Annotated in this window: 19 protein-coding genes; 12 read left to right on the top strand and 7 right to left on the bottom strand. The window is 60.5% G+C overall.

Translation table 11 applies throughout. The annotated features are described in order from the left end of the window. Positions 1 to 32: 32 nt before the first annotated feature. Together abaF and ACA059_RS13165 are read left to right on the top strand one after the other, a co-directional pair. Complete coding sequence (abaF, locus tag ACA059_RS13170; RefSeq protein ID WP_497634169.1) at positions 33 to 1,430, top strand: fosfomycin efflux MFS transporter AbaF; 1,398 nt, start codon at positions 33 to 35, stop codon at positions 1,428 to 1,430. A gap of 165 nt (positions 1,431 to 1,595) precedes the next feature. Further along, complete coding sequence (locus ACA059_RS13165; protein ID WP_497634167.1) at positions 1,596 to 3,176, top strand: aldehyde dehydrogenase (NADP(+)); 1,581 nt, start codon at positions 1,596 to 1,598, stop codon at positions 3,174 to 3,176. Between the two features lie 137 nt (positions 3,177 to 3,313). Here the strand turns inward: ACA059_RS13165 and ACA059_RS13160 are convergent, their stop codons facing one another. Next, complete coding sequence (locus ACA059_RS13160; protein WP_497634674.1) at positions 3,314 to 4,321, bottom strand: Ldh family oxidoreductase; 1,008 nt, start codon at positions 4,319 to 4,321, stop codon at positions 3,314 to 3,316. Between the two features lie 237 nt (positions 4,322 to 4,558). On the opposite strand from ACA059_RS13160, the gene ACA059_RS13155 reads away from it, so the two are divergent. The 4 genes from ACA059_RS13155 to ACA059_RS13140 all read left to right on the top strand — a co-directional run bounded on the left by ACA059_RS13155 (position 4,559) and on the right by ACA059_RS13140 (position 6,674). Continuing rightward, the gene (locus ACA059_RS13155) at positions 4,559 to 4,999 is read left to right on the top strand and encodes an Ohr family peroxiredoxin (protein WP_497634166.1); all 441 of its coding nucleotides are present in this window, start codon (positions 4,559 to 4,561) and stop codon (positions 4,997 to 4,999) included. Between the two features lie 76 nt (positions 5,000 to 5,075). After that, entirely contained in the window at positions 5,076 to 5,528 is a 453-nt protein-coding gene (locus ACA059_RS13150) for an Ohr family peroxiredoxin (RefSeq protein WP_497634165.1), read from the top strand. A gap of 109 nt (positions 5,529 to 5,637) precedes the next feature. Further along, positions 5,638 to 6,078, top strand: coding sequence for an Ohr family peroxiredoxin (locus tag ACA059_RS13145; protein WP_056745304.1), 441 nt, complete (start codon positions 5,638 to 5,640; stop codon positions 6,076 to 6,078). A gap of 134 nt (positions 6,079 to 6,212) precedes the next feature. Next, complete coding sequence (locus ACA059_RS13140) at positions 6,213 to 6,674, top strand: MarR family winged helix-turn-helix transcriptional regulator (protein WP_497634164.1); 462 nt, start codon at positions 6,213 to 6,215, stop codon at positions 6,672 to 6,674. A 35-nt stretch (positions 6,675 to 6,709) separates the two neighbouring features. On the opposite strand, the gene ptrR is transcribed toward ACA059_RS13140, so the two are convergent. Next, positions 6,710 to 7,594, bottom strand: a complete 885-nt coding sequence (ptrR, locus tag ACA059_RS13135; RefSeq protein WP_497634163.1) for a putrescine utilization regulator PtrR — start codon at positions 7,592 to 7,594, stop codon at positions 6,710 to 6,712. A gap of 100 nt (positions 7,595 to 7,694) precedes the next feature. Between ptrR and ACA059_RS13130 the strand changes: the two genes are divergently transcribed. Then, positions 7,695 to 9,086: an aldehyde dehydrogenase family protein gene (locus ACA059_RS13130; RefSeq protein WP_497634161.1), complete on the top strand. Its 1,392-nt coding sequence runs from the start codon at positions 7,695 to 7,697 to the stop codon at positions 9,084 to 9,086. A gap of 45 nt (positions 9,087 to 9,131) precedes the next feature. Here the strand turns inward: ACA059_RS13130 and ACA059_RS13125 are convergent, their stop codons facing one another. Continuing rightward, positions 9,132 to 9,503, bottom strand: a complete 372-nt coding sequence (locus tag ACA059_RS13125) for a nuclear transport factor 2 family protein (RefSeq protein ID WP_497634673.1) — start codon at positions 9,501 to 9,503, stop codon at positions 9,132 to 9,134. 147 nt (positions 9,504 to 9,650) lie between these two features. Between ACA059_RS13125 and ACA059_RS13120 the strand changes: the two genes are divergently transcribed. Beyond that, entirely contained in the window at positions 9,651 to 10,331 is a 681-nt protein-coding gene (locus tag ACA059_RS13120) for a glutathione S-transferase family protein (RefSeq protein WP_497634160.1), read from the top strand. An 18-nt stretch (positions 10,332 to 10,349) separates the two neighbouring features. Here ACA059_RS13120 and ACA059_RS13115 read toward each other — a convergent pair whose 3' ends face one another. Both ACA059_RS13115 and ACA059_RS13110 read right to left on the bottom strand, forming a co-directional pair. Continuing rightward, positions 10,350 to 11,294 carry an aldo/keto reductase gene (locus tag ACA059_RS13115; protein WP_497634159.1) on the bottom strand — a complete coding sequence of 315 codons (945 nt, stop codon included), beginning with the start codon at positions 11,292 to 11,294 and terminating at the stop codon, positions 10,350 to 10,352. Then, positions 11,281 to 12,567 (bottom strand): NTP/NDP exchange transporter, encoded by a 1,287-nt coding sequence (locus ACA059_RS13110; RefSeq protein ID WP_497634158.1) that lies wholly within the window; start codon positions 12,565 to 12,567, stop codon positions 11,281 to 11,283. Before ACA059_RS13110 ends, ACA059_RS13115 begins: the two co-directional genes overlap by 14 nt. An 86-nt stretch (positions 12,568 to 12,653) precedes the next feature. On the opposite strand from ACA059_RS13110, the gene ACA059_RS13105 reads away from it, so the two are divergent. After that, the gene (locus ACA059_RS13105; RefSeq protein WP_497634157.1) at positions 12,654 to 13,439 is read left to right on the top strand and encodes an alpha/beta hydrolase; all 786 of its coding nucleotides are present in this window, start codon (positions 12,654 to 12,656) and stop codon (positions 13,437 to 13,439) included. A gap of 15 nt (positions 13,440 to 13,454) precedes the next feature. Here the strand turns inward: ACA059_RS13105 and ACA059_RS13100 are convergent, their stop codons facing one another. Together ACA059_RS13100 and ACA059_RS13095 are read right to left on the bottom strand one after the other, a co-directional pair. Continuing rightward, a complete protein-coding gene (locus ACA059_RS13100) occupies positions 13,455 to 13,775 on the bottom strand; it encodes a DMT family transporter (protein ID WP_134097527.1) in 321 nt (106 codons plus the stop codon). 83 nt (positions 13,776 to 13,858) lie between these two features. Further along, positions 13,859 to 14,314, bottom strand: a complete 456-nt coding sequence (locus tag ACA059_RS13095) for a carboxymuconolactone decarboxylase family protein (protein ID WP_497634156.1) — start codon at positions 14,312 to 14,314, stop codon at positions 13,859 to 13,861. 194 nt (positions 14,315 to 14,508) lie between these two features. On the opposite strand from ACA059_RS13095, the gene ACA059_RS13090 reads away from it, so the two are divergent. The 3 genes from ACA059_RS13090 (at position 14,509) to ACA059_RS13080 (ending at position 17,288) form a co-directional block, all read left to right on the top strand. Further along, complete coding sequence (locus tag ACA059_RS13090; RefSeq protein WP_497634155.1) at positions 14,509 to 15,138, top strand: FMN-dependent NADH-azoreductase; 630 nt, start codon at positions 14,509 to 14,511, stop codon at positions 15,136 to 15,138. A gap of 27 nt (positions 15,139 to 15,165) precedes the next feature. Beyond that, the gene (gene pdxR, locus ACA059_RS13085) at positions 15,166 to 16,584 is read left to right on the top strand and encodes a MocR-like pyridoxine biosynthesis transcription factor PdxR (protein WP_497634154.1); all 1,419 of its coding nucleotides are present in this window, start codon (positions 15,166 to 15,168) and stop codon (positions 16,582 to 16,584) included. A gap of 104 nt (positions 16,585 to 16,688) precedes the next feature. Then, positions 16,689 to 17,288: an LOG family protein gene (locus tag ACA059_RS13080; protein ID WP_497634153.1), complete on the top strand. Its 600-nt coding sequence runs from the start codon at positions 16,689 to 16,691 to the stop codon at positions 17,286 to 17,288. The last annotated feature ends 2 nt before the right edge of the window (positions 17,289 to 17,290 follow it).

The raw sequence follows: 17,290 nt of genomic DNA, 5'->3' as shown, positions 1-17,290 counted from the left end.
CCTGTCTTTGCGCCTCTACAGGAAACGTCAGCATGCCCAATCCTCACAGCACCGCCCGCGCAACCACACCCTCGGGACTCAAACGTGTCGTGGCCGCCGCCATGGCCGGCACCGTCGCCGAATGGTATGAATTCTTCCTCTACGGCACTGCTTCGGCACTGGTCTTCGGCCAGCTGTTCTTCCGCCAGACCGACAGCCCGATCGATGGCATCCTCGCCGCCTTCGCCCTGTACGCGGTCGGCTTTCTTGCCCGTCCGTTGGGTGGCCTAGTGTTCGGTCACTACGGTGACAAGTTCGGCCGCAAACGCCTGCTGCAATTGAGCCTGGTGGTGGTCGGCATCACCACGTTCCTGATGGGTTGCCTGCCCGGTTTCGACCAGATCGGCTACGCCGCGCCCGTGCTACTGGTGCTGCTGCGGCTGATCCAGGGTTTCGCCTTCGGTGGTGAATGGGGCGGTGCGATTCTGCTGGTGTCCGAACACTGCCCGGACAATCGCCGAGGCTTCTGGGCCAGCTGGCCGCAAGCCGGCGTGCCGGCCGGTAACCTGGTGGCGACCGTCGCGTTGCTGCTGTTGTCGTCGAACCTGTCGGAGGAGCAATTCCTCGCCTGGGGCTGGCGTGTGGCGTTCTGGTTCTCGGCGGTGGTGGTGCTGATCGGCTACTGGATTCGCACCAGCGTCGATGACGCGCCGATCTTCAAGGAAGCCCAGGCCCGTCAGGCGCAAAACAAGCAACAACAGCTAGGTGTGGTCGAAGTGCTGCGTCATCACTGGCGTGCGGTGCTGGTCGGTATCGGCGCACGGTTTGCCGAGAACATCCTCTACTACACCGTCGTGACCTTCTCGATTACCTACCTGAAACTGGTCGTGCACAAGGACACTTCAGAGATTCTGTTTCTGATGTTCGGCGCGCACCTGCTGCATTTCTTCATGATCCCGCTGATGGGCTATCTGTCCGACCTGGTCGGGCGCAAACCGGTGTACCTGACTGGCGCAATCCTCACCGCGTTCTGGGGATTCATCGGCTTCCCGATGATGGACACCGGCAACAACTGGCTGATCATCGGGGCAATTACCCTGGGCCTGGCGATCGAGTCGATGACCTACGCGCCCTACTCGGCGCTGATGGCCGAAATGTTCCCGACCCACGTGCGCTACACCGCGTTGTCCCTGTGCTATCAGGTGGCACCGATCTTCGCCGGCTCGTTGGCGCCGCTGATTGCCCTCACCTTGCTCAACAAGTACCACAGCTCGACACCGATCGCCTGGTACCTGGTCGGCGCCGCGCTGATCTCTATTGTCGCCGTCGGTTTGACTCGAGAAACCCGTGGTAAGTCGCTGCACGTGGTGGATAGCGAATCCGCCGCGCGCATCGCCGCTCTGGATAACACCGAAACCGCCATCCCTCGCCGGGGCGATTCGTTGGCTTGAAGCCGCCACAAGATCGCAGCCTTCGGCAGCTCCTACAGGGATCGCGTATATCCACGAGTTATTGGGTGTACACAGCTTGTGTAGGAGCTGCCGCAGGCTGCGATCTTGGCGATCTGGCAAACAGAAAAAGACTTGCCTGAGCCCCTTTTCCGACAGGAGTTATTCATGCCCCACATCATCGGCCACAACTACATCGGCGGTGCGCGCAGTGCCGGCGGCAACATCACCGTGCAAAGCCATGACGCCAGCACCGGTGAAGCGCTGCCCTACGCGTTCATGCAAGCCACCATTGAGGAAGTTGACGCCGCCGCCCAGGCAGCGGCTGCCGCCTACCCGGTTTTCCGCAACTTGCCGGCGAACCGACGTGCTGAGTTTCTCGAGGCCATCGCCGTGCAACTGGAGGCGCTGGACGACGAGTTCGTTGCCCTGGTCACCCGCGAGACGGCGCTGCCGACCGGGCGCATTCAGGGTGAGCGCGGTCGCACCAGCGGCCAGATGCGGCTGTTCGCTCAGGTCCTGCGCCGTGGCGATTTCTATGGCGCGCGCATCGACCGGGCCTTGCCCGACCGTCAGCCGCTGCCACGTGTGGATCTGCGCCAGTACCGGATCGGCGTCGGCCCGGTCGCGGTGTTCGGTGCGAGCAATTTCCCGCTGGCGTTCTCCACCGCCGGCGGCGACACCGCTGCCGCCCTGGCCGCCGGTTGCCCGGTGGTGTTCAAAGCCCACAGCGGGCATATGGCGACTGCCGAACTCGTGGCCGATGCAATCATCCGCGCCGCCGAGCAAACCGGCATGCCCAACGGTGTGTTCAACATGATCTACGGCGCGGGTGTCGGCGAAGCACTGGTCAAGCATCCGGCGATCCAGGCAGTGGGTTTTACCGGCTCGCTCAAGGGCGGTCGCGCCCTCTGCGACATGGCCGCCGCACGGCCTCAGCCGATTCCGGTGTTCGCTGAAATGAGCAGCATCAATCCGGTGCTGGTACTGCCCGAAGCCCTGCAACTGAGGGGCGAGAAAATCGCCAGCGAACTTGCCGCGTCCGTGGTGCTCGGCTGTGGCCAATTCTGCACCAACCCCGGATTGGTGATTGGCATTCGCTCCCCCGAGTTCAGCGCATTTGTTGAATCGCTCAGCGCGGTCATGGCCGACCAGCCGGGGCAAACCATGCTCAACACCGGCACGTTAACCAGCTACGCCAAGGGCGTGCAGGCGCTGCGCGCGCATCCGCACATCACCCACCTGGCTGGCCGCGAACAACAGGGCAAGCAGGCCCAGCCGCAGCTGTTCAAGGCCGACGTCAGCCTGCTGCTCAACGGCGACCCGCTGCTGCAGGAAGAAGTGTTCGGCCCGACTACCGTGTTGGTGGAAGTGGCCGACAAGGCAGAACTGCAACGGGCGTTGCAGAGTTTGCACGGTCAACTTACGGCAACCCTGATTGCCGAAGCCGGAGACCTGCAAACCCATAGCGAACTGCTGCCGCTGCTCGAACAAAAAGTCGGGCGGGTACTGTTCAACGGCTACCCGACCGGTGTCGAAGTCTGTGATGCGATGGTGCATGGCGGGCCCTACCCGGCCACCTCCGATGCCCGTGGCACCTCGGTCGGCAGCCTGGCCATCGAGCGTTTCCTGCGTCCGGTGTGCTACCAGAACTGCCCGGATGCGCTCTTGCCCGAGGCGCTGAAAAACGCCAATCCGCTGGGCATCGCCCGTCTGGTCGACGGCAACAGCCATCGCCAACCGCTGTAAAAAACACTCAGCAACCTACTGTGGGAGCGAGCTTGCTCGCGATGGCGGCATGTCAGTCAACGAAGATGTTGAATCTGATGGCCTCATCGTCGGAACGCCGCCCGGAGCAAGCTCGCTCCCACAGGTCCGGCTTTCACTCAGCCCAGCAGTGCCTTCAAGTCGTTGTACAAGGCTTCGGGAATCTGCACGCCCTCCACCAAACTGCGTGCTCGCGCCTCGTAACGCCGTTGCGACGGCAAGCGGGCGCCCTGCCCTTGTATGCTCTGGAACATCACTTCGGCACGGGCCAGATGCTGCTCGGTGGCCTCGCCGAGAAAGCGTCGCGGATCGAGGGCAATGATCAGTTCGCCATGGTACGGCGACGACTTGCTGCCCGCGTCGTACGCCAGCGATTCGGCACTGGTCAGGTCACCAATCAACGGCCCGGCGATCAACTCCACCATGGCGGCCAGCGCCGAGCCCTTGTGCCCACCGAACGTCAGCATCGCGCCGGCATCGAGTACCACGTTCGCATCGGTGCTTGGCTGCCCTTCAGCGTCCACACCCCAGCCTTCGGGAATCGCTTTGCCGGCGCGTCGATGCAACTCGATCTCGCCACGGGCAATCGCACTGGTGGCAAAGTCGAACACAAACGGATCCTTGCCCGAACGCGGCCAGCCGAATGCGATGGGATTAGTCCCGAACACCGGCTGACTGCCCCCCGCCGGCGCGACCCAGGCATGGCTGGGATTACACGCCAGCGCCACTAGGCCGGCAGCGGTCAATTGCTCGATCTCGACCCACAGGGCGGAAAAATGCACACAGCGATTGATCGCTAAAACTGCAATCCCGTTTGCCCGGGTTTTCTCCTCCAGCAATGGCAGACCCGCCTGGAACGCCAACTGGGAGAAACCACCCGCCGCATCAACCCGTACGACCGAAGGTGCCTGATCGATCACCCGTGGCTCGGCATCGGCCACCACCTTGCCGGCCCTGAGCGAATTCACGCACCCCAATACCCGATACAAACCGTGGGAGGCGCAGCCATCGCGCTCGCCGGCAATCACCGTGTCGGCCACCGCCTGAGTGTGGGCAAGGTTGAAACCGTTGTGCAGCAAGATCGATTCGGCCAGCTCGCGAGCTTCGGCCAGAGACAGTCGTTTCATCATCAACTCCTTGGACAGACCGCCCAGACTGGCCCATTCCAGACGCCACGGCTTGATCGCTTTAGGCCCGGTCGGCGACGAATTCGGCATATCCCGGCAACCCGACCATTCGTCGGCTGGACCTCACGCCACCCCTTGACACCGATTGAGCTCTGCGCGACTATTATTTACATCGCATACGATACAAACGTATACGACACTTAATCCCCCCCTATTGAAACGTTGAGGATTCATTCCATGAGCAAGATCGAAAAAGTACTGGTTACCGGCAAGACCCACACCACGTTCAGCGACGCGACCCGTGCCCACGGCAACCTCGACATCGAGCTGTCGTCGCCAGGTAGCGCGAAACCGGCTCACGTTTTCGCAGCAACCCAAGCGCACCCGACCGCCGAACAACTGTTCGCCGGTGCATGGTCGGCCTGCTACATCTCCGCCATCGAACACATAGCCAAGGCGAAAAAAGTGGTGTTGCCGGCCGATGTGTCTGTCGACATCGAGGTCGATCTGGGCCAGACCGGTCAGGCTTACTTCCTTCAGGCTCGCTTCTTTGTCCGCTTGCCGGGCGTGGCACACGACGTCGCAACCGCACTGGCGCACGCCGCACACGAACTCTGCCCGTACTCGAAAGCGACGCTGGGCAACATCGACGTGGCGGTGAACGTCCTGACGGCGTGAAGATCGTTTTAATCCATTAAATATATCGTATGCGATATAAGCGCATACGAAAACAATAGAAACTTAGGAAATCATCATGAGCAAGATCGAAAAAGTACTGGCCACCGGCAAAACCCACACCACCGTCAGCAACGCTGGCACTACCTCGCGCGGCCATGACGGCAGCCTCGACATCACCCTGTCGACGCCCGGCATCGCCAAGCCCGCCCACGTGTTCGCCGCCACCCAGCCGCACCCGACTGCCGAGCAATTGTTCGCCGGCGCCTGGTCAGCCTGCTACACCGCCGCCGTCGGGCTGGTAGCCGGTGAGATGAACGTGGTGCTGCCGTCTGATCTGTCCGTCGACATCGAAGTCGATCTGGGTCAAACCGGTCCGGCCTATTTCCTTCAGGCTCGATTGACCCTACGCGTACCGGGTTTGTCCCACGACATCGCGACGACACTGGCGCACACCGCCGATCAAATCTGCCCGTACTCCAAAGCGACGCGGGGTAACATTGACGTGGCCCTGAACGTCCTCACGGCTTGACGCACCGCGCGGCGTTGCTATCGATCGGCATGGTCGATACGCCATATATATCGTATGCGCTTTAAGCGCATACGAATCACAAACCCAGCAAAACGTTGAGGACTCAACCATGAACAAGATCGAAAAAGTCCTGGCCACAGGCAAAACCCACACGACATTCAGCGACGGTGACAACTCTTCCCGCGGCCTCTCCATCCAGCTCTCGTCGCCTGGAAACCCTAGACTGGCACACGAGTTCGCAGCCATTGTGCCGCACCCAACAGCAGAGCAGTTTTTCGCCGGCGCATGGTCGGCCTGCTACACCGCTGCCGTCGAGCTGGCGGCGAAAAATATGAAGGTGACGCTGCCGCCCAATCTGGCCATTGATATTGAGGTCGATCTGGGCCAGACCGGTCCGGCCTACTTCCTCCAGGCCCGGCTGACTCTTCGCGTGCCAGGCTTGACGCAAGACGTCGCGACGGAGCTGGCGCACGCTGCAGACCAAATCTGCCCGTACTCGAAGGCGACGCGCGGCAATATCGACGTGGTCATCAACGCCCTGACAGCGTGATGCACCGTACGACCGGTTCGACTTTCGCCGTCGAACCGGTCGCCACCGTCAGTTAGAGTCGTTCCGACACAATCGCATACGAGGTATATTTCACTTTTTTGCGAGCCATCCGTCTTTGGCCAACGAGGATGCACATGAAATCAACCGACAACGCCGCCCCCGACAACCTGAAGCTCTCCGACTTCCTGTGTTTTGCGGTCTATTCCACCAATCTGGCCTTCGGTAAGGCTTACAAACCGATACTCGAGCAGCTTGGGCTGACCTATACGCAATACATCACCATCGTCGCGCTGTGGGAGGAAGACAATCAGACCGTCGGCAGTCTGGGCGAGAAGCTGTTTCTCGAATCGAACACCCTGACCCCGATCCTGAAGAAACTGGAAGCGATGGGCTTTTTGCAAAGGCAGCGCGATCCCGAGGACGAGCGCCAGGTACGGATCAGCCTGACGAAGAACGGTCGACAGCTGCGCGAAGGCCAACCGGAAATGGGCCTCGCCGACGCGACGGGCCTGACGCTCGACGAGTTCACGATCCTGCAGAAGGCGATCGTGAAGTTGCGCGGCAATCTGATCAAGTCGACAAAAGCCGGGGAATGAGCCGGCCAGTCGAACTGGACATTTTCGTGCGCGAACTAGCGCACCACCTCATCCCGCACCACCCCGCGCTCCTCCAGCAAGCGCACAAACATGGTCAGACTTTGCGACACCGTGCCCCGGCGCCACACCAGCCAGGTGCGCAAATAGCGGAACGATTCCGATAACGGCCAGACGCTCACGGTGGTGCATCCGGGCATGCTGTTGAGCATGCTGCGGGGCATCAGCGCCAGGCCTGCACCGGCGCTGACGCACGCCAGCATGCCGTGATAGGACTCCATTTCGAAAATCTTGCCGGGCACCGCCGCGTCCTTGGCGAACCAGCTTTCGAAGTGGTGGCGGTAGGAACAATTGGAACGGAAGGCATAGATGTTTTCGCCATTAACATCCCGCGCGCGATGGATAGGGGAATGGTTGAGCGGTGCGATCACCACCATCTCTTCCTCAAACGCCGGCACGCCTTCCATTGCCGGGTGCAGCACCGGTCCATCAACAAACGCTGCCGCCAATCGTCCCGACAACACCCCGTCGATCATCGTCCCCGAAGGTCCGGTGGACAGGTCCAGCTCGACCTTGGCGTGCTTCTGGTTATACGCGGCCAACAGCTCGGGGATACGCACCGCAGCAGTGCTCTCCAGTGATCCCAAGGGAAACGATCCCTGCGGTTCTTCGCCCGCCACGGTGGCGCGAGCTTCCTGAACCAGATCGAGAATGCGCCGGGCATAGTCGAGGAAACTCCAGCCGGCCGGCGACAGGCGCAGGCGGCTCTTCTCGCGGATAAACAGGTCCACGCCCAGATCCAGCTCCAGCTGCTTGATCCGCGTCGTCAGGTTGGAAGGTACCCGATGGATGTGCTGAGCCGCCGCGCTGATGCTGCCGTGCTCGGCGACGGCTTTGAAAATTTCCAGCTGAACCAGATCCAAGTCATTCTCCAAACGTGAACGATATGCTCAGTATTATTCAGTTTCCAGAAAACAAACGCCACCGTAACCTGAGCGCATCCCCACCTCGCAGGACGGTGCCATGACCCAAGTTTCCAGCCTCACCCATGCCATTTCGATCAACCCCGCCAACGGCGAGCAGATCGGCCACTACCCTTTCGAATCCGCATCGGCACTGGACGCCGCCCTGTCCCGCGCCGCTGCCGGGTTCCGCGCCTGGCGCAGCAAACCGGTTGATCAACGCTCGCAATTGTTGATCGCCCTGGCGCAGGCATTGCGCGACAACGCCGCCGCGATGGCGAACATGATCACCCTGGAAATGGGCAAGCCGATCACTCAGGCGCGCGGCGAAATCGAAAAGTGCGCGCAACTCTGCGAGTGGTACGCCGAGCACGGCCCGGCGATGTTGAGCGCTGAACCGACGCTGGTTGAAGGTGGAAAAGCGCGCATTGAATACCGCCCGCTCGGCTCGATTCTCGCGGTGATGCCGTGGAACTTCCCGATCTGGCAGGTCCTGCGCGGCGCCGTCCCAGCGTTGATCGCCGGCAACACCTACGTGCTCAAACATGCGCCCAACGTGATGGGCAGCGCTTATCTGTTGCGCGAAGCCTTCAAGCAAGCCGATTTCCCCGAAGGTGTCTTCGAGGTGATCAATGTCACGCCGGACGGCGTCTCCACCGCGATCGCCGATCCCCGCATCGCGGCAGTGACCCTCACCGGCAGCGTGCGAGCCGGTATGGCCATTGGCGCGCAGGCCGGCGCGGCGTTGAAGAAGTGTGTACTGGAACTGGGCGGCTCCGATCCATTCATCGTCCTTAACGATGCCGACCTCGACGAAGCGGTCAAAGCCGCCGTGATTGGCCGTTATCAGAACACCGGGCAAGTTTGCGCGGCGGCCAAACGCTTGATCGTCGAGCAAGGCATCGTCGAGGAATTCACGCGCAAGTTCGTCGAAGCCACGCAAAAACTGGTGGTCGGCGATCCACTGGCCTCCGACACCTACATCGGCCCCATGGCCCGCTTTGATCTGCGTGATGAACTGGATCAACAGGTGCGCGACACCCTGGAAGAAGGCGCGACGTTGTTGATGGGCGGCAAGAAGGCTGAAGGCCCCGGCAACTTTTACGAGCCCACGGTCTTCGGTGATGTCACCGACCAGATGACCTCGTTCAAACAGGAACTGTTTGGCCCGGTGGCCTCGATCATCACCGCACGAGATGCCGCCCATGCTCTGGCACTAGCGAATGACAGTGAGTTCGGCCTCGCCTCAACCATTTACACACGCAACGTCGAGCTTGCCGAGCAGATGGCTGGTGAACTGGAAACCGGTGGTGTGTTCATCAATGGTTATTGCGCCTCCGACCCACGTGTCACCTTCGGCGGCGTGAAGAAAAGCGGCTTTGGCCGTGAGCTGTCGCATTTCGGCGTGCGCGAATTCTGCAATGCCCAGACGGTGTGGCTGGATCGGCGCTGATAGCATAACGATGCCCGAGAGCTTTTTGGCTCCCGGGCTCACGCGCTATTCGTTCAGGTAATACAGCTTGTTCACAATCATCCAGCGGTAATTGATGTTCAGTAGCGACAGATAATCGGTAAATCGCATGCCGAGATAATCATCAGTGACTTTTACCGCGGCGGCATCACCCGTGACATCGATGCTGAGCACTTCCCAAAACGGTTTGACCTCTTTGGCTGCCGGCCCCTCGGCCTTGATCGCGCTGATAAATTCCTCCAGAGATGCCCATTCAAGCTTTTCTTCGTAATGCCCAATGATGCGGCAAGAAGGATGAAAGGCCTGTCGCAGCAAGGCTTCATCGGCGAACACCATGCCTTCTACATAATTGCGGACCACCACGTTGATGTGTTCTTTAGCCAGCGATTGAGTCGTCATGTCATACCTCCAGCGTTCTCGTTCTCGCGCCGCCGGATCAGGTTGTTCGATCATCCATCCCACCCTGAAAGTCTAGCACCGCGCGCTTAACCGTCCCGGACGGCGACTATGATGATGGGGGTCACCTGCCTTTCGAGGAGCTGAGAAATGTCGCTGACGCTTTACTACCATCCGCTGTCGTCGTTCTGCCACAAAGTGCTTATTGCGCTCTACGAAAACGCTACCGAATTCGAAAAGCGGATCATCGATCTCGCCAACGATGCAGACCGGGCAGAGCTGCAAGCGCTGTGGCCGCTCGGCAAATTCCCGGTCATCCGCGACCACGCTCGCCAGCGCAACGTGGCGGAGACCACGATCATCATCGAATACCTGGACCGATTTTATCCGGGTGCACATCCACTCGTTCCCAACGATTGGGACACCGCGCTGGAGGTGCGTCTGTGGGACCGTATCTGCGACCACTATCTCCAGGCGCCACTGCAACAGATTGTGTTTGATCGCCTGCGCGACGCTCACGGCGATTTGACCAGAGAACGTTCCACACTACGGACGACGTACGGCATGCTCGACCGCCAGTTGGCCTCCAGAATCTGGTTGGCCAGTGCAGATTTCAGCCTGGCCGATTGCGCCGCGGCCCCGGCACTTTTCTATGCCAGCACCCTCGAGCCGTTCCCCGACGACTACGGTCACTTGAAAGCCTATTTCGACAGGCTGATGAGCAGACCGTCCGTCCAACGGGTCATCGACGAAGCCAGGCCCTGGTTTTCGTTTTATCCATTTGAAGAGGCCATCCCGGAGCGATTTCGCCAGGCGCCGGACAACACCTGACAGGCCTCGAAAGCTCGCCTATCCCACCACGTCGATCAACTGCTCGCGCTGCGCCCCCGTCAGCATCGGACCGAAACCGGCACCAGCATTTTCCGCCATGTAACGCGGGTTGCCGGTGCCGGGGATGACGCAGGTCACCGCCGAATGCGTCAGCAGGAACTTGAGCGCCAGTTGCGGCCAACTGTTGATCCCCACTTGCGCGGCCCATCCCGGTAGCGGCTTGCCCTTCAAGCGGGCGAGCAAATCACCGCCACCGAATGGCCGATTGCAGATCACCGCCACGCCTCGCTCGCGACAGAGCGGCAGGATGCGTTTCTCGACGCCGCGATCGTCCAGGGCATAGTTGATCTGCAAAAAGTCCAACGGCTCGGCCTTGAGTACCGCTTCCACCTCGTCATACGCCGACGCTGTGTAATGGGTGATGCCGATGTAACGAATGCGCCCTTCTTCCTTCCATTTGCGCAGCGTGGGCAAATGGGTTTTCCAGTCCAGCAGGTTGTGAATCTGCATCAGGTCGATCCGGTCGGTCTGCAACAGTTTGAAGGACTGTTCCATCTGCGCGATGCCTTCTTCGCGGCCACGGGTCCATACCTTGGTGGCCAGAAAGGCCGGCGAGCGCGGCTCATGAATCGACAGTAATTCACCGGCCGTCTGTTCGGCGCGACCGTACATCGGCGAACTGTCGATCACCTTCCCGCCCTTCTCGAACAACGCACTGAGGACGGCTGGCAGCTGCTTGTAGGCGGCACTTGAAGGCTCGACATCAAAGCCGCGATACGTGCCCAGCCCAACGATCGGTAAGAGTTCGGCGCTGGATGGAATGGCCCGGGTCAGCATGTTCTTGCCTCCTGTTTCGCTCGACGGCGTGGATGCTGCAAAAGCCGGATCGAAGGTGAAAACCGCCGAAGCACCGGCCGCCAGTGTGAGTATTTTTCGACGCGTGTACCCATCAGTGTGGCTCATGGAATTGTCCTTCCACATTTTTGCGGTCAGCCCGTTGCGCCTGCTGCCTGGCCAGCCACAGGCACAACCCGCCCCACAGCCCGGCAAACGGCACGATCACCAGCGCCACCAGACCGAAACCCGCTCCCAGCGCCGTCAGCCCGGCGGACAGCCAGCCGCTGGCGGCATCTCCACCGCGATACACCAGGGTTTCGATCACATTCTTGGCCTTGTACTTTTCTTCCCGGCTGACCACGGTCCACAGCACTTCCCGCGCCGGACGCACGATGGCGAACTCGACCGCACGGCGCAGCCCCTGCGCCAGCGCGACGGTTGCCGGCACGGGCGCCAGGGCCATGGCGGCGAACGCCACGATCGTCGCCAACGGCAAGGCCGCCAGCGCCCCGCCGATGCCAATCAAACGGATCAACGGCGCCGTCAACACCAACTGAAAGACCAAGGTCAGCGCTGACACAATCAAATCGACGACGGCGAAGAATTGCGTCCGGCTGGTCACATCAGCATAGCTACCAGCGACAATTCGTCCCTGTTCGAAATACAACAAGGTCGCCGCGCTGGTGTGCAACAGCATGAACAGCACCAGTCCCAACAGATACGGCGAGCGCAGAATCAGGGTGATGCCGGCGAGCATGCTGCCGCCCATGCGCCGGTCATCCAGCGACCGACGGCCGGATTGCGATTCGGTACGGGACAGCAGCGCCCGATAGCAGCGCACCGCAACTTCCAGCAGCACCGCCGCGGCGATGGTCAACGCCACCGGGCCAAACCGGGTGGCCATGGTCGCGGCCAACAAAGGCCCGATGAACGTGCCCAGCGTTCCGCCGGCCGCGACGAAACCGAACAGCCGCCGCCCTTGTTCGCTGGAAAAACGGTCCACCAGCACGCTCCAGAAGATGGAGACGATGAACAGGTTGTAGATGCTGATCCAGACGAAAAACACCCGGCCTACCGCCACCGGTGCAACGTGATTGGCGATCAACACACCAAACACCAGCATCGACACGGCGATCACGCGATAGATCAACGGCACGAAACGGGTGGCCGGCAACCGCGACACCAGCGCACCAAACAGCGGCACCATCAACAGCATCACCACGAAGGTAGCCGTGAACAGCCACTGCAATTTGTCGGCGCCGCCTTCAAGGCCCAAGGCATCGCGCAGCGGTCGAACCAGGTAATAGCTGGCCAGCACGCAGAAATGGAAGGCGAAACCCAGCCTCAGCGCCGCTCTTTCCGACGGCAGAACGTTGAGCCATTTCACAGCGATGGGCATGGGTGCACCTCCCGGTGCGTCGCGCTATCGGTCTACTACACTCTGACAGCAATCAAGCGATAGCCGTCTTCAGGCCAGAGCCGTCAATGCCGCCCACTAAAGTTAGCCGAATGCCACGAATCCTGGTGTCAATCGTCGTCATCGTCGCCGTTGTGTATCTGGCGCTCTGCGCTGCGCTGTTCGTGTTTCAGCGTGCCCTCATCTACTTCCCGCAACCCCGCGCTGGCACCTCGGCAACGCTGCACACGCTGTCAGTCGACGACGCGCAGGTGCTGGTGTCTGTCAGGCCGCACGAGGGGCCGAACGCGTTGATCTATTTCGGTGGAAATGCCGAGGACGTCTCCCGGAGCCTGCCTTCGTTTTCCGAAGCCTTTGCCGATCACGCCGTCTACTTGCTGCACTACAGAGGCTACGGCGGCAGTTCCGGGTCGCCCTCCGAGGAGATGATCTCGCGCGACGCCATGACCTTGTTTGACCTGGTCTACGCCACCCATCCACACATTACGGTGGTCGGTCGCAGCCTGGGCTCGGGCGTCGCCGTGCGCCTCGCCAGCCAACGCCCGGCGGCGGGTCTGGTGCTGATCACGCCCTACAACAGTGTTGAAGAACTCGCCGCCCGGCAGTTCCCCATTTTCCCGGTGAAGTGGTTGCTCAAGGACACCTTTGAATCCTGGAAGTACGCCGCCCACATCACGGTGCCGACGCTGTTGATCGCGGCTGAGCACGACGAAGTGATACCGCGCTCCAGCACAGAGCGGCTCTATACGCATTTCGCCAAGGGAGTGGCGTCGCTGAAGGTCATTCCGGGTACGGGGCACAACTCGATATCCGAGAGCCCCGAGTACCTCAAGGTGTTGGGCGATGGTTTGTAAGTGAAACGCCTGCCCTCAGTTTCCCGAGACCAACCGCAGGCCAATGACACCGGCCAAAATAAGCACGATGCACACTATCCGCAGCGCCGTCGTGGCGTCGCCCAGCAGCACCATGCCCAGAATAGCGGTGCCCGCCGCGCCGATACCGGTCCAGACCGCGTAGGCCGTCCCCACGGGCAGTGTTCGCAGCGAAAGTGAAAGCAGAAAGACACTCGACAAGCCAGTGGCGGCCGCCAAGAGTCCAGGGGTTAATCGCGTGAAACCGTCAGAGCCCTTCATGTAGAAGGCGAATGCGATTTCGAGGATGCCAGCGATGCCAAGCAGTGCCCAGGCCATAGTGATCGTTCCGTTGGTTGACTCGCCAAGCGTTACGGCCTGGCGAGACTGGGAGAGAGCGTTCTAGCGATTGATGGGGTACTTCAAGCGTTGCCGGCCGCCGCAGGGATCGAGCGGAATGTAACGCCGAGTCGATTGAAGGCGTTCATCAATCCGATCGCATAAGTGAGATCCGCCAGTTCTTTATCGCTGAACTCGGCAGCAGCGGCTTGATAGTCCGCATCGGGAACCCCCGTTTCAGCGACGCGAGTGACCGTTTCCGCCCAATTGAGTGCGATGCGCTCACGGGTACTGAACACCTCACCGGCATCGCGCCACACGGGCACTAATACGAGCTTTTCGACGGTCACGCCGAGTTTCACCAAGTCGCGAGAATGCATATCGATGCAGTAAGCACAGCCATTGATTTGCGACACCCGAAGGTAGACAAGATCGATCAGCTCGTGTGAGAGACCGCTGTTTTGAACGTAGACGTAGACCCCACCAAAAGCCTTGTAACCTTCGGGTGAAGCTTTGGCGTAGTCGAGACGATTGCTCATGATGAATCCTTGTAGTGGTGGGTTGAAGGACTCCATCGTGCTGCGGCTTGGCCTATTTGATAAGGTCCATGATCGGTCTTGTGTTCTGGGCCATGATGGCCCAGTGACAAACACCATTCATGGACCTTTGGCCTGGGTCGTAGGCTTCCTAGAATGATTCCCCTCAACCACGCCATTTCAGAAACGGGTGAATCATGAAAATCCTCCACGTGACTTGCAGTCCTCGCGGGCACGCTTCCGAGAGCTCCAGACTTTCTAAAAACATTATTGGGTGTTTACTGAATAACGATCCAACGGCGACTGTCATAAACCGAGTGGTGGCGGGTGACGCGCTATCGCAGGTGGATGAGCCTTACGCGACTTCCCAACAGTCGTCCGCAGACGTTTCCCAAGAAGGTTCTATCGCCCGCTCGGAAGCGCTGATTGAAGAACTGGAAAGTGCCGATGTCGTGGTGATTGGAACGCCCATGCATAACTTCACCGTACCGGCTGCACTGAAGGTCTGGATCGATCATATCGCTCGCGTTCGTCGCACCTTCAATGTCGGCGCAGAAGGCAAAACCAGCCTGCTGCGCGACCGCCCCGTCTTTGTCGCCGTGTCATCGGGTGGAAGATTTTCCGGGGAGCACCCACGTCAGCCAGACTTTCTGACGCCGTATCTGAAAGCCGTGCTGGGCATGATCGGGCTGCATGACCTGACGTTTTTCACCGTTGAAGGAACCGCCTTTGGCCCGGAGGCGGTAGCGCAGGCCCGGAGCAAGACAGACCAGGCGCTGCACGAGTTTTTTCTAACGAATGCCGGCAGCGCTTTTGGTGCAGACTGAGCGCGAAGGCATGCACGGGCGAGGCTAATGGCCAATCAGATCAATAACTTTTCACCCCTCGATCCAACCTCCACGGAACCGATTTACCGGCAAATCTACTGGCGATTCCGCGGCGCGATCACTGACGGCGTGCTCACACCGGGAGAGCGGATTCCTGCGGCCCGGGCACTGGCAAAAGAACTTGGACTGGCCAGAGGCACCATCGATACCGCGTATTCACTCCTGACCGCCGAGGGGTACATCCAGTCGCGTGGTCAGGCCGGCACGGTCGTGGCGCCGGGTATCAACGTCCGAGCGTCCTCTGCCGCCACCGAGCGGCCCTTCGGTTCAGCAGGAAGCGCTTCCATCAGGCAAAAGGCAGCGGTCCTGCCCTTTCAAATGGCCCTGCCGGCACTGGACGCCTTTCCCAGGAAAATCTGGTCGCAAATCGGCGCACGCTGCGTGCGTGCCACGCGGATCCCGGACATGGCCAATCCGTCTGTATATGGGCTGGAGTCGTTGCGCACCGCGATTGCCACCTACCTGCAGGTTGCACGAGGAATTACCTGCTCGCCCGCTCAAGTGTTCATCACTTCGGGCTATCGAAATACCCTGGCGTTGATCGCTTATGCGCTGCTGAAACCGGGAGATCGCGTGCTGGTTGAAGACCCCGGATACCTGCCCACCCGCCAGTTGCTGGAACACCTTCAGATGGACGTTGCCCCCGTCCCGGTCGATCAGGACGGCATGCTGGTCGCACAAGGTGTGAACAGCTCGCCCGGCGCGCGTGCGGCGGTCGTCACACCGGCCCATCAGAGCCCGTTGTGCGTGTCGTTGTCGCTGCCGCGACGTCTGGCGCTCCTTGAGTGGGCGAGCCAACAGCAAGCCTGGATTGTCGAAGACGATTACGACGGCGAGTACCGTTACATCAGCCGCCCGCTGCCCGCGCTCAAGAGCCTGGATCGCGAGGGTCGGGTGCTCTACTCCGGGACCTTCAGCAAGGTGCTGTTTCCCGGCATCCGGCTTGCGTACCTGGTAGTGCCGTCAGCGCAAGTCGAACGATTCGAACACGTCAGCCAGACCTTCCTCGGCGGTTGCCCGGAACTCACCCAAGCCATCGTCGCGACGTTCTTGACCGAGGGTCATTTTGCTCGCCACATCCAGCGCATGCGAAAACTCTACGGCGAACGCCGGGAGGCAACCGCGAGGGGGCTCAAGAAAGCCTTGGGCGATCACATTCGCATTGATGCCCAACCGGGCGGGATGCACCTGATCCTTCGTCTGACGGACCAGCAATCCGATAAGTCGCTGGTCGAGCGGCTGCAACACGCAGGCATTTATGCAGAAGCACTGACCGATTGGAGTATCCGTGGCCAGACCGACTCTGCGCTGCTGCTCGGGTTCGCCAACATCGACTCGCAGGACGCCGCCGAACAGCTTGGGAAACGCATTCTGGAGTTGATGTAAAAGCATCGAGGGTCATGGCCCAGTCCATCAGCCCATTCTTGGATCTTCTTCGCGGCTCCAGGTGTAAGCATCATGGGGGCTGACCTTCCACCGGGAATAATCCGATGCCCACGCCTCCTCCACTTCGTAGCCTGGCTGTGTTCTCTGGCTCCAACTTCGGCTTCAACCCCGAGTATGTCGACGGTGCCCAAGCCCTCGGTCGGGAAATCGCAAAACGCGGAATACGCCTGGTCTATGGCGGCACCGATAAGGGCCTGATGGGCGTCATGGCCGATGCGGTGCTCGCCGAAGGTGGTGAAGTCATCGGCATCATTACCCACCTGCTGTTCGACCTCGGGCATCTTCATGGCGGACTGACCCGGCATGAAGTGACCCCAGACATGCGCAGCCGAAAGACTCGCATGAGTGAATGCGCCGATGCGTTCATTGCACTGCCTGGCGGCCTGGGGACATTTGAAGAGCTGTTTGAAGTGGCGACCCTGACGCAACTGGGCGAACACCACAAAGGCGTCGCCTGCCTGAACATCGGCGATTTTTTCAATCCGGTTCGCAGCCTGCTCAACCATGCCGTGAACGAAGGTTTCATGAAAACCGAACACAGCGAAATGCTGATCTTCCACACCGATCCGTCGGCGCTGATTGATGCGCTGGAGCAGTGGCAAGCCCCCACCGTCACAAAATGGATCGGCCCCAAGGTTGTTTGAAC

Source organism: Pseudomonas sp. LBUM1647 (assembly GCF_059716175.1).
The sequence above is the reverse complement of the archived record's forward strand: the minus strand, read 5'-3'. Positions and strand labels throughout refer to the sequence as shown.

Bases quoted from the DNA above. Each gene is read 5' to 3' on its own strand.
- ACA059_RS13110 (WP_497634158.1), bottom strand. From the start codon at position 12,567: ATGCCCATCGCTGTGAAATGGCTCAACGTTCTGCCGTCGGAAAGAGCG.
- pdxR (WP_497634154.1), top strand. From the start codon at position 15,166: ATGGCCAATCAGATCAATAACTTTTCACCCCTCGATCCAACCTCCACG.
- ACA059_RS13125 (WP_497634673.1), bottom strand. From the start codon at position 9,503: ATGACGACTCAATCGCTGGCTAAAGAACACATCAACGTGGTGGTCCGC.
- ACA059_RS13150 (WP_497634165.1), top strand. From the start codon at position 5,076: ATGAGCAAGATCGAAAAAGTACTGGCCACCGGCAAAACCCACACCACC.
- ACA059_RS13095 (WP_497634156.1), bottom strand. From the start codon at position 14,314: ATGAGCAATCGTCTCGACTACGCCAAAGCTTCACCCGAAGGTTACAAG.
- ACA059_RS13105 (WP_497634157.1), top strand. From the start codon at position 12,654: ATGCCGCCCACTAAAGTTAGCCGAATGCCACGAATCCTGGTGTCAATC.
- ACA059_RS13130 (WP_497634161.1), top strand. From the start codon at position 7,695: ATGACCCAAGTTTCCAGCCTCACCCATGCCATTTCGATCAACCCCGCC.
- ACA059_RS13090 (WP_497634155.1), top strand. From the start codon at position 14,509: ATGAAAATCCTCCACGTGACTTGCAGTCCTCGCGGGCACGCTTCCGAG.
- ACA059_RS13120 (WP_497634160.1), top strand. From the start codon at position 9,651: ATGTCGCTGACGCTTTACTACCATCCGCTGTCGTCGTTCTGCCACAAA.
- abaF (WP_497634169.1), top strand. From the start codon at position 33: ATGCCCAATCCTCACAGCACCGCCCGCGCAACCACACCCTCGGGACTC.
- ACA059_RS13165 (WP_497634167.1), top strand. From the start codon at position 1,596: ATGCCCCACATCATCGGCCACAACTACATCGGCGGTGCGCGCAGTGCC.
- ACA059_RS13100 (WP_134097527.1), bottom strand. From the start codon at position 13,775: ATGGCCTGGGCACTGCTTGGCATCGCTGGCATCCTCGAAATCGCATTC.
- ACA059_RS13155 (WP_497634166.1), top strand. From the start codon at position 4,559: ATGAGCAAGATCGAAAAAGTACTGGTTACCGGCAAGACCCACACCACG.
- ACA059_RS13160 (WP_497634674.1), bottom strand. From the start codon at position 4,321: ATGAAACGACTGTCTCTGGCCGAAGCTCGCGAGCTGGCCGAATCGATC.
- ACA059_RS13145 (WP_056745304.1), top strand. From the start codon at position 5,638: ATGAACAAGATCGAAAAAGTCCTGGCCACAGGCAAAACCCACACGACA.
- ACA059_RS13115 (WP_497634159.1), bottom strand. From the start codon at position 11,294: ATGAGCCACACTGATGGGTACACGCGTCGAAAAATACTCACACTGGCG.
- ACA059_RS13140 (WP_497634164.1), top strand. From the start codon at position 6,213: ATGAAATCAACCGACAACGCCGCCCCCGACAACCTGAAGCTCTCCGAC.
- ACA059_RS13080 (WP_497634153.1), top strand. From the start codon at position 16,689: ATGCCCACGCCTCCTCCACTTCGTAGCCTGGCTGTGTTCTCTGGCTCC.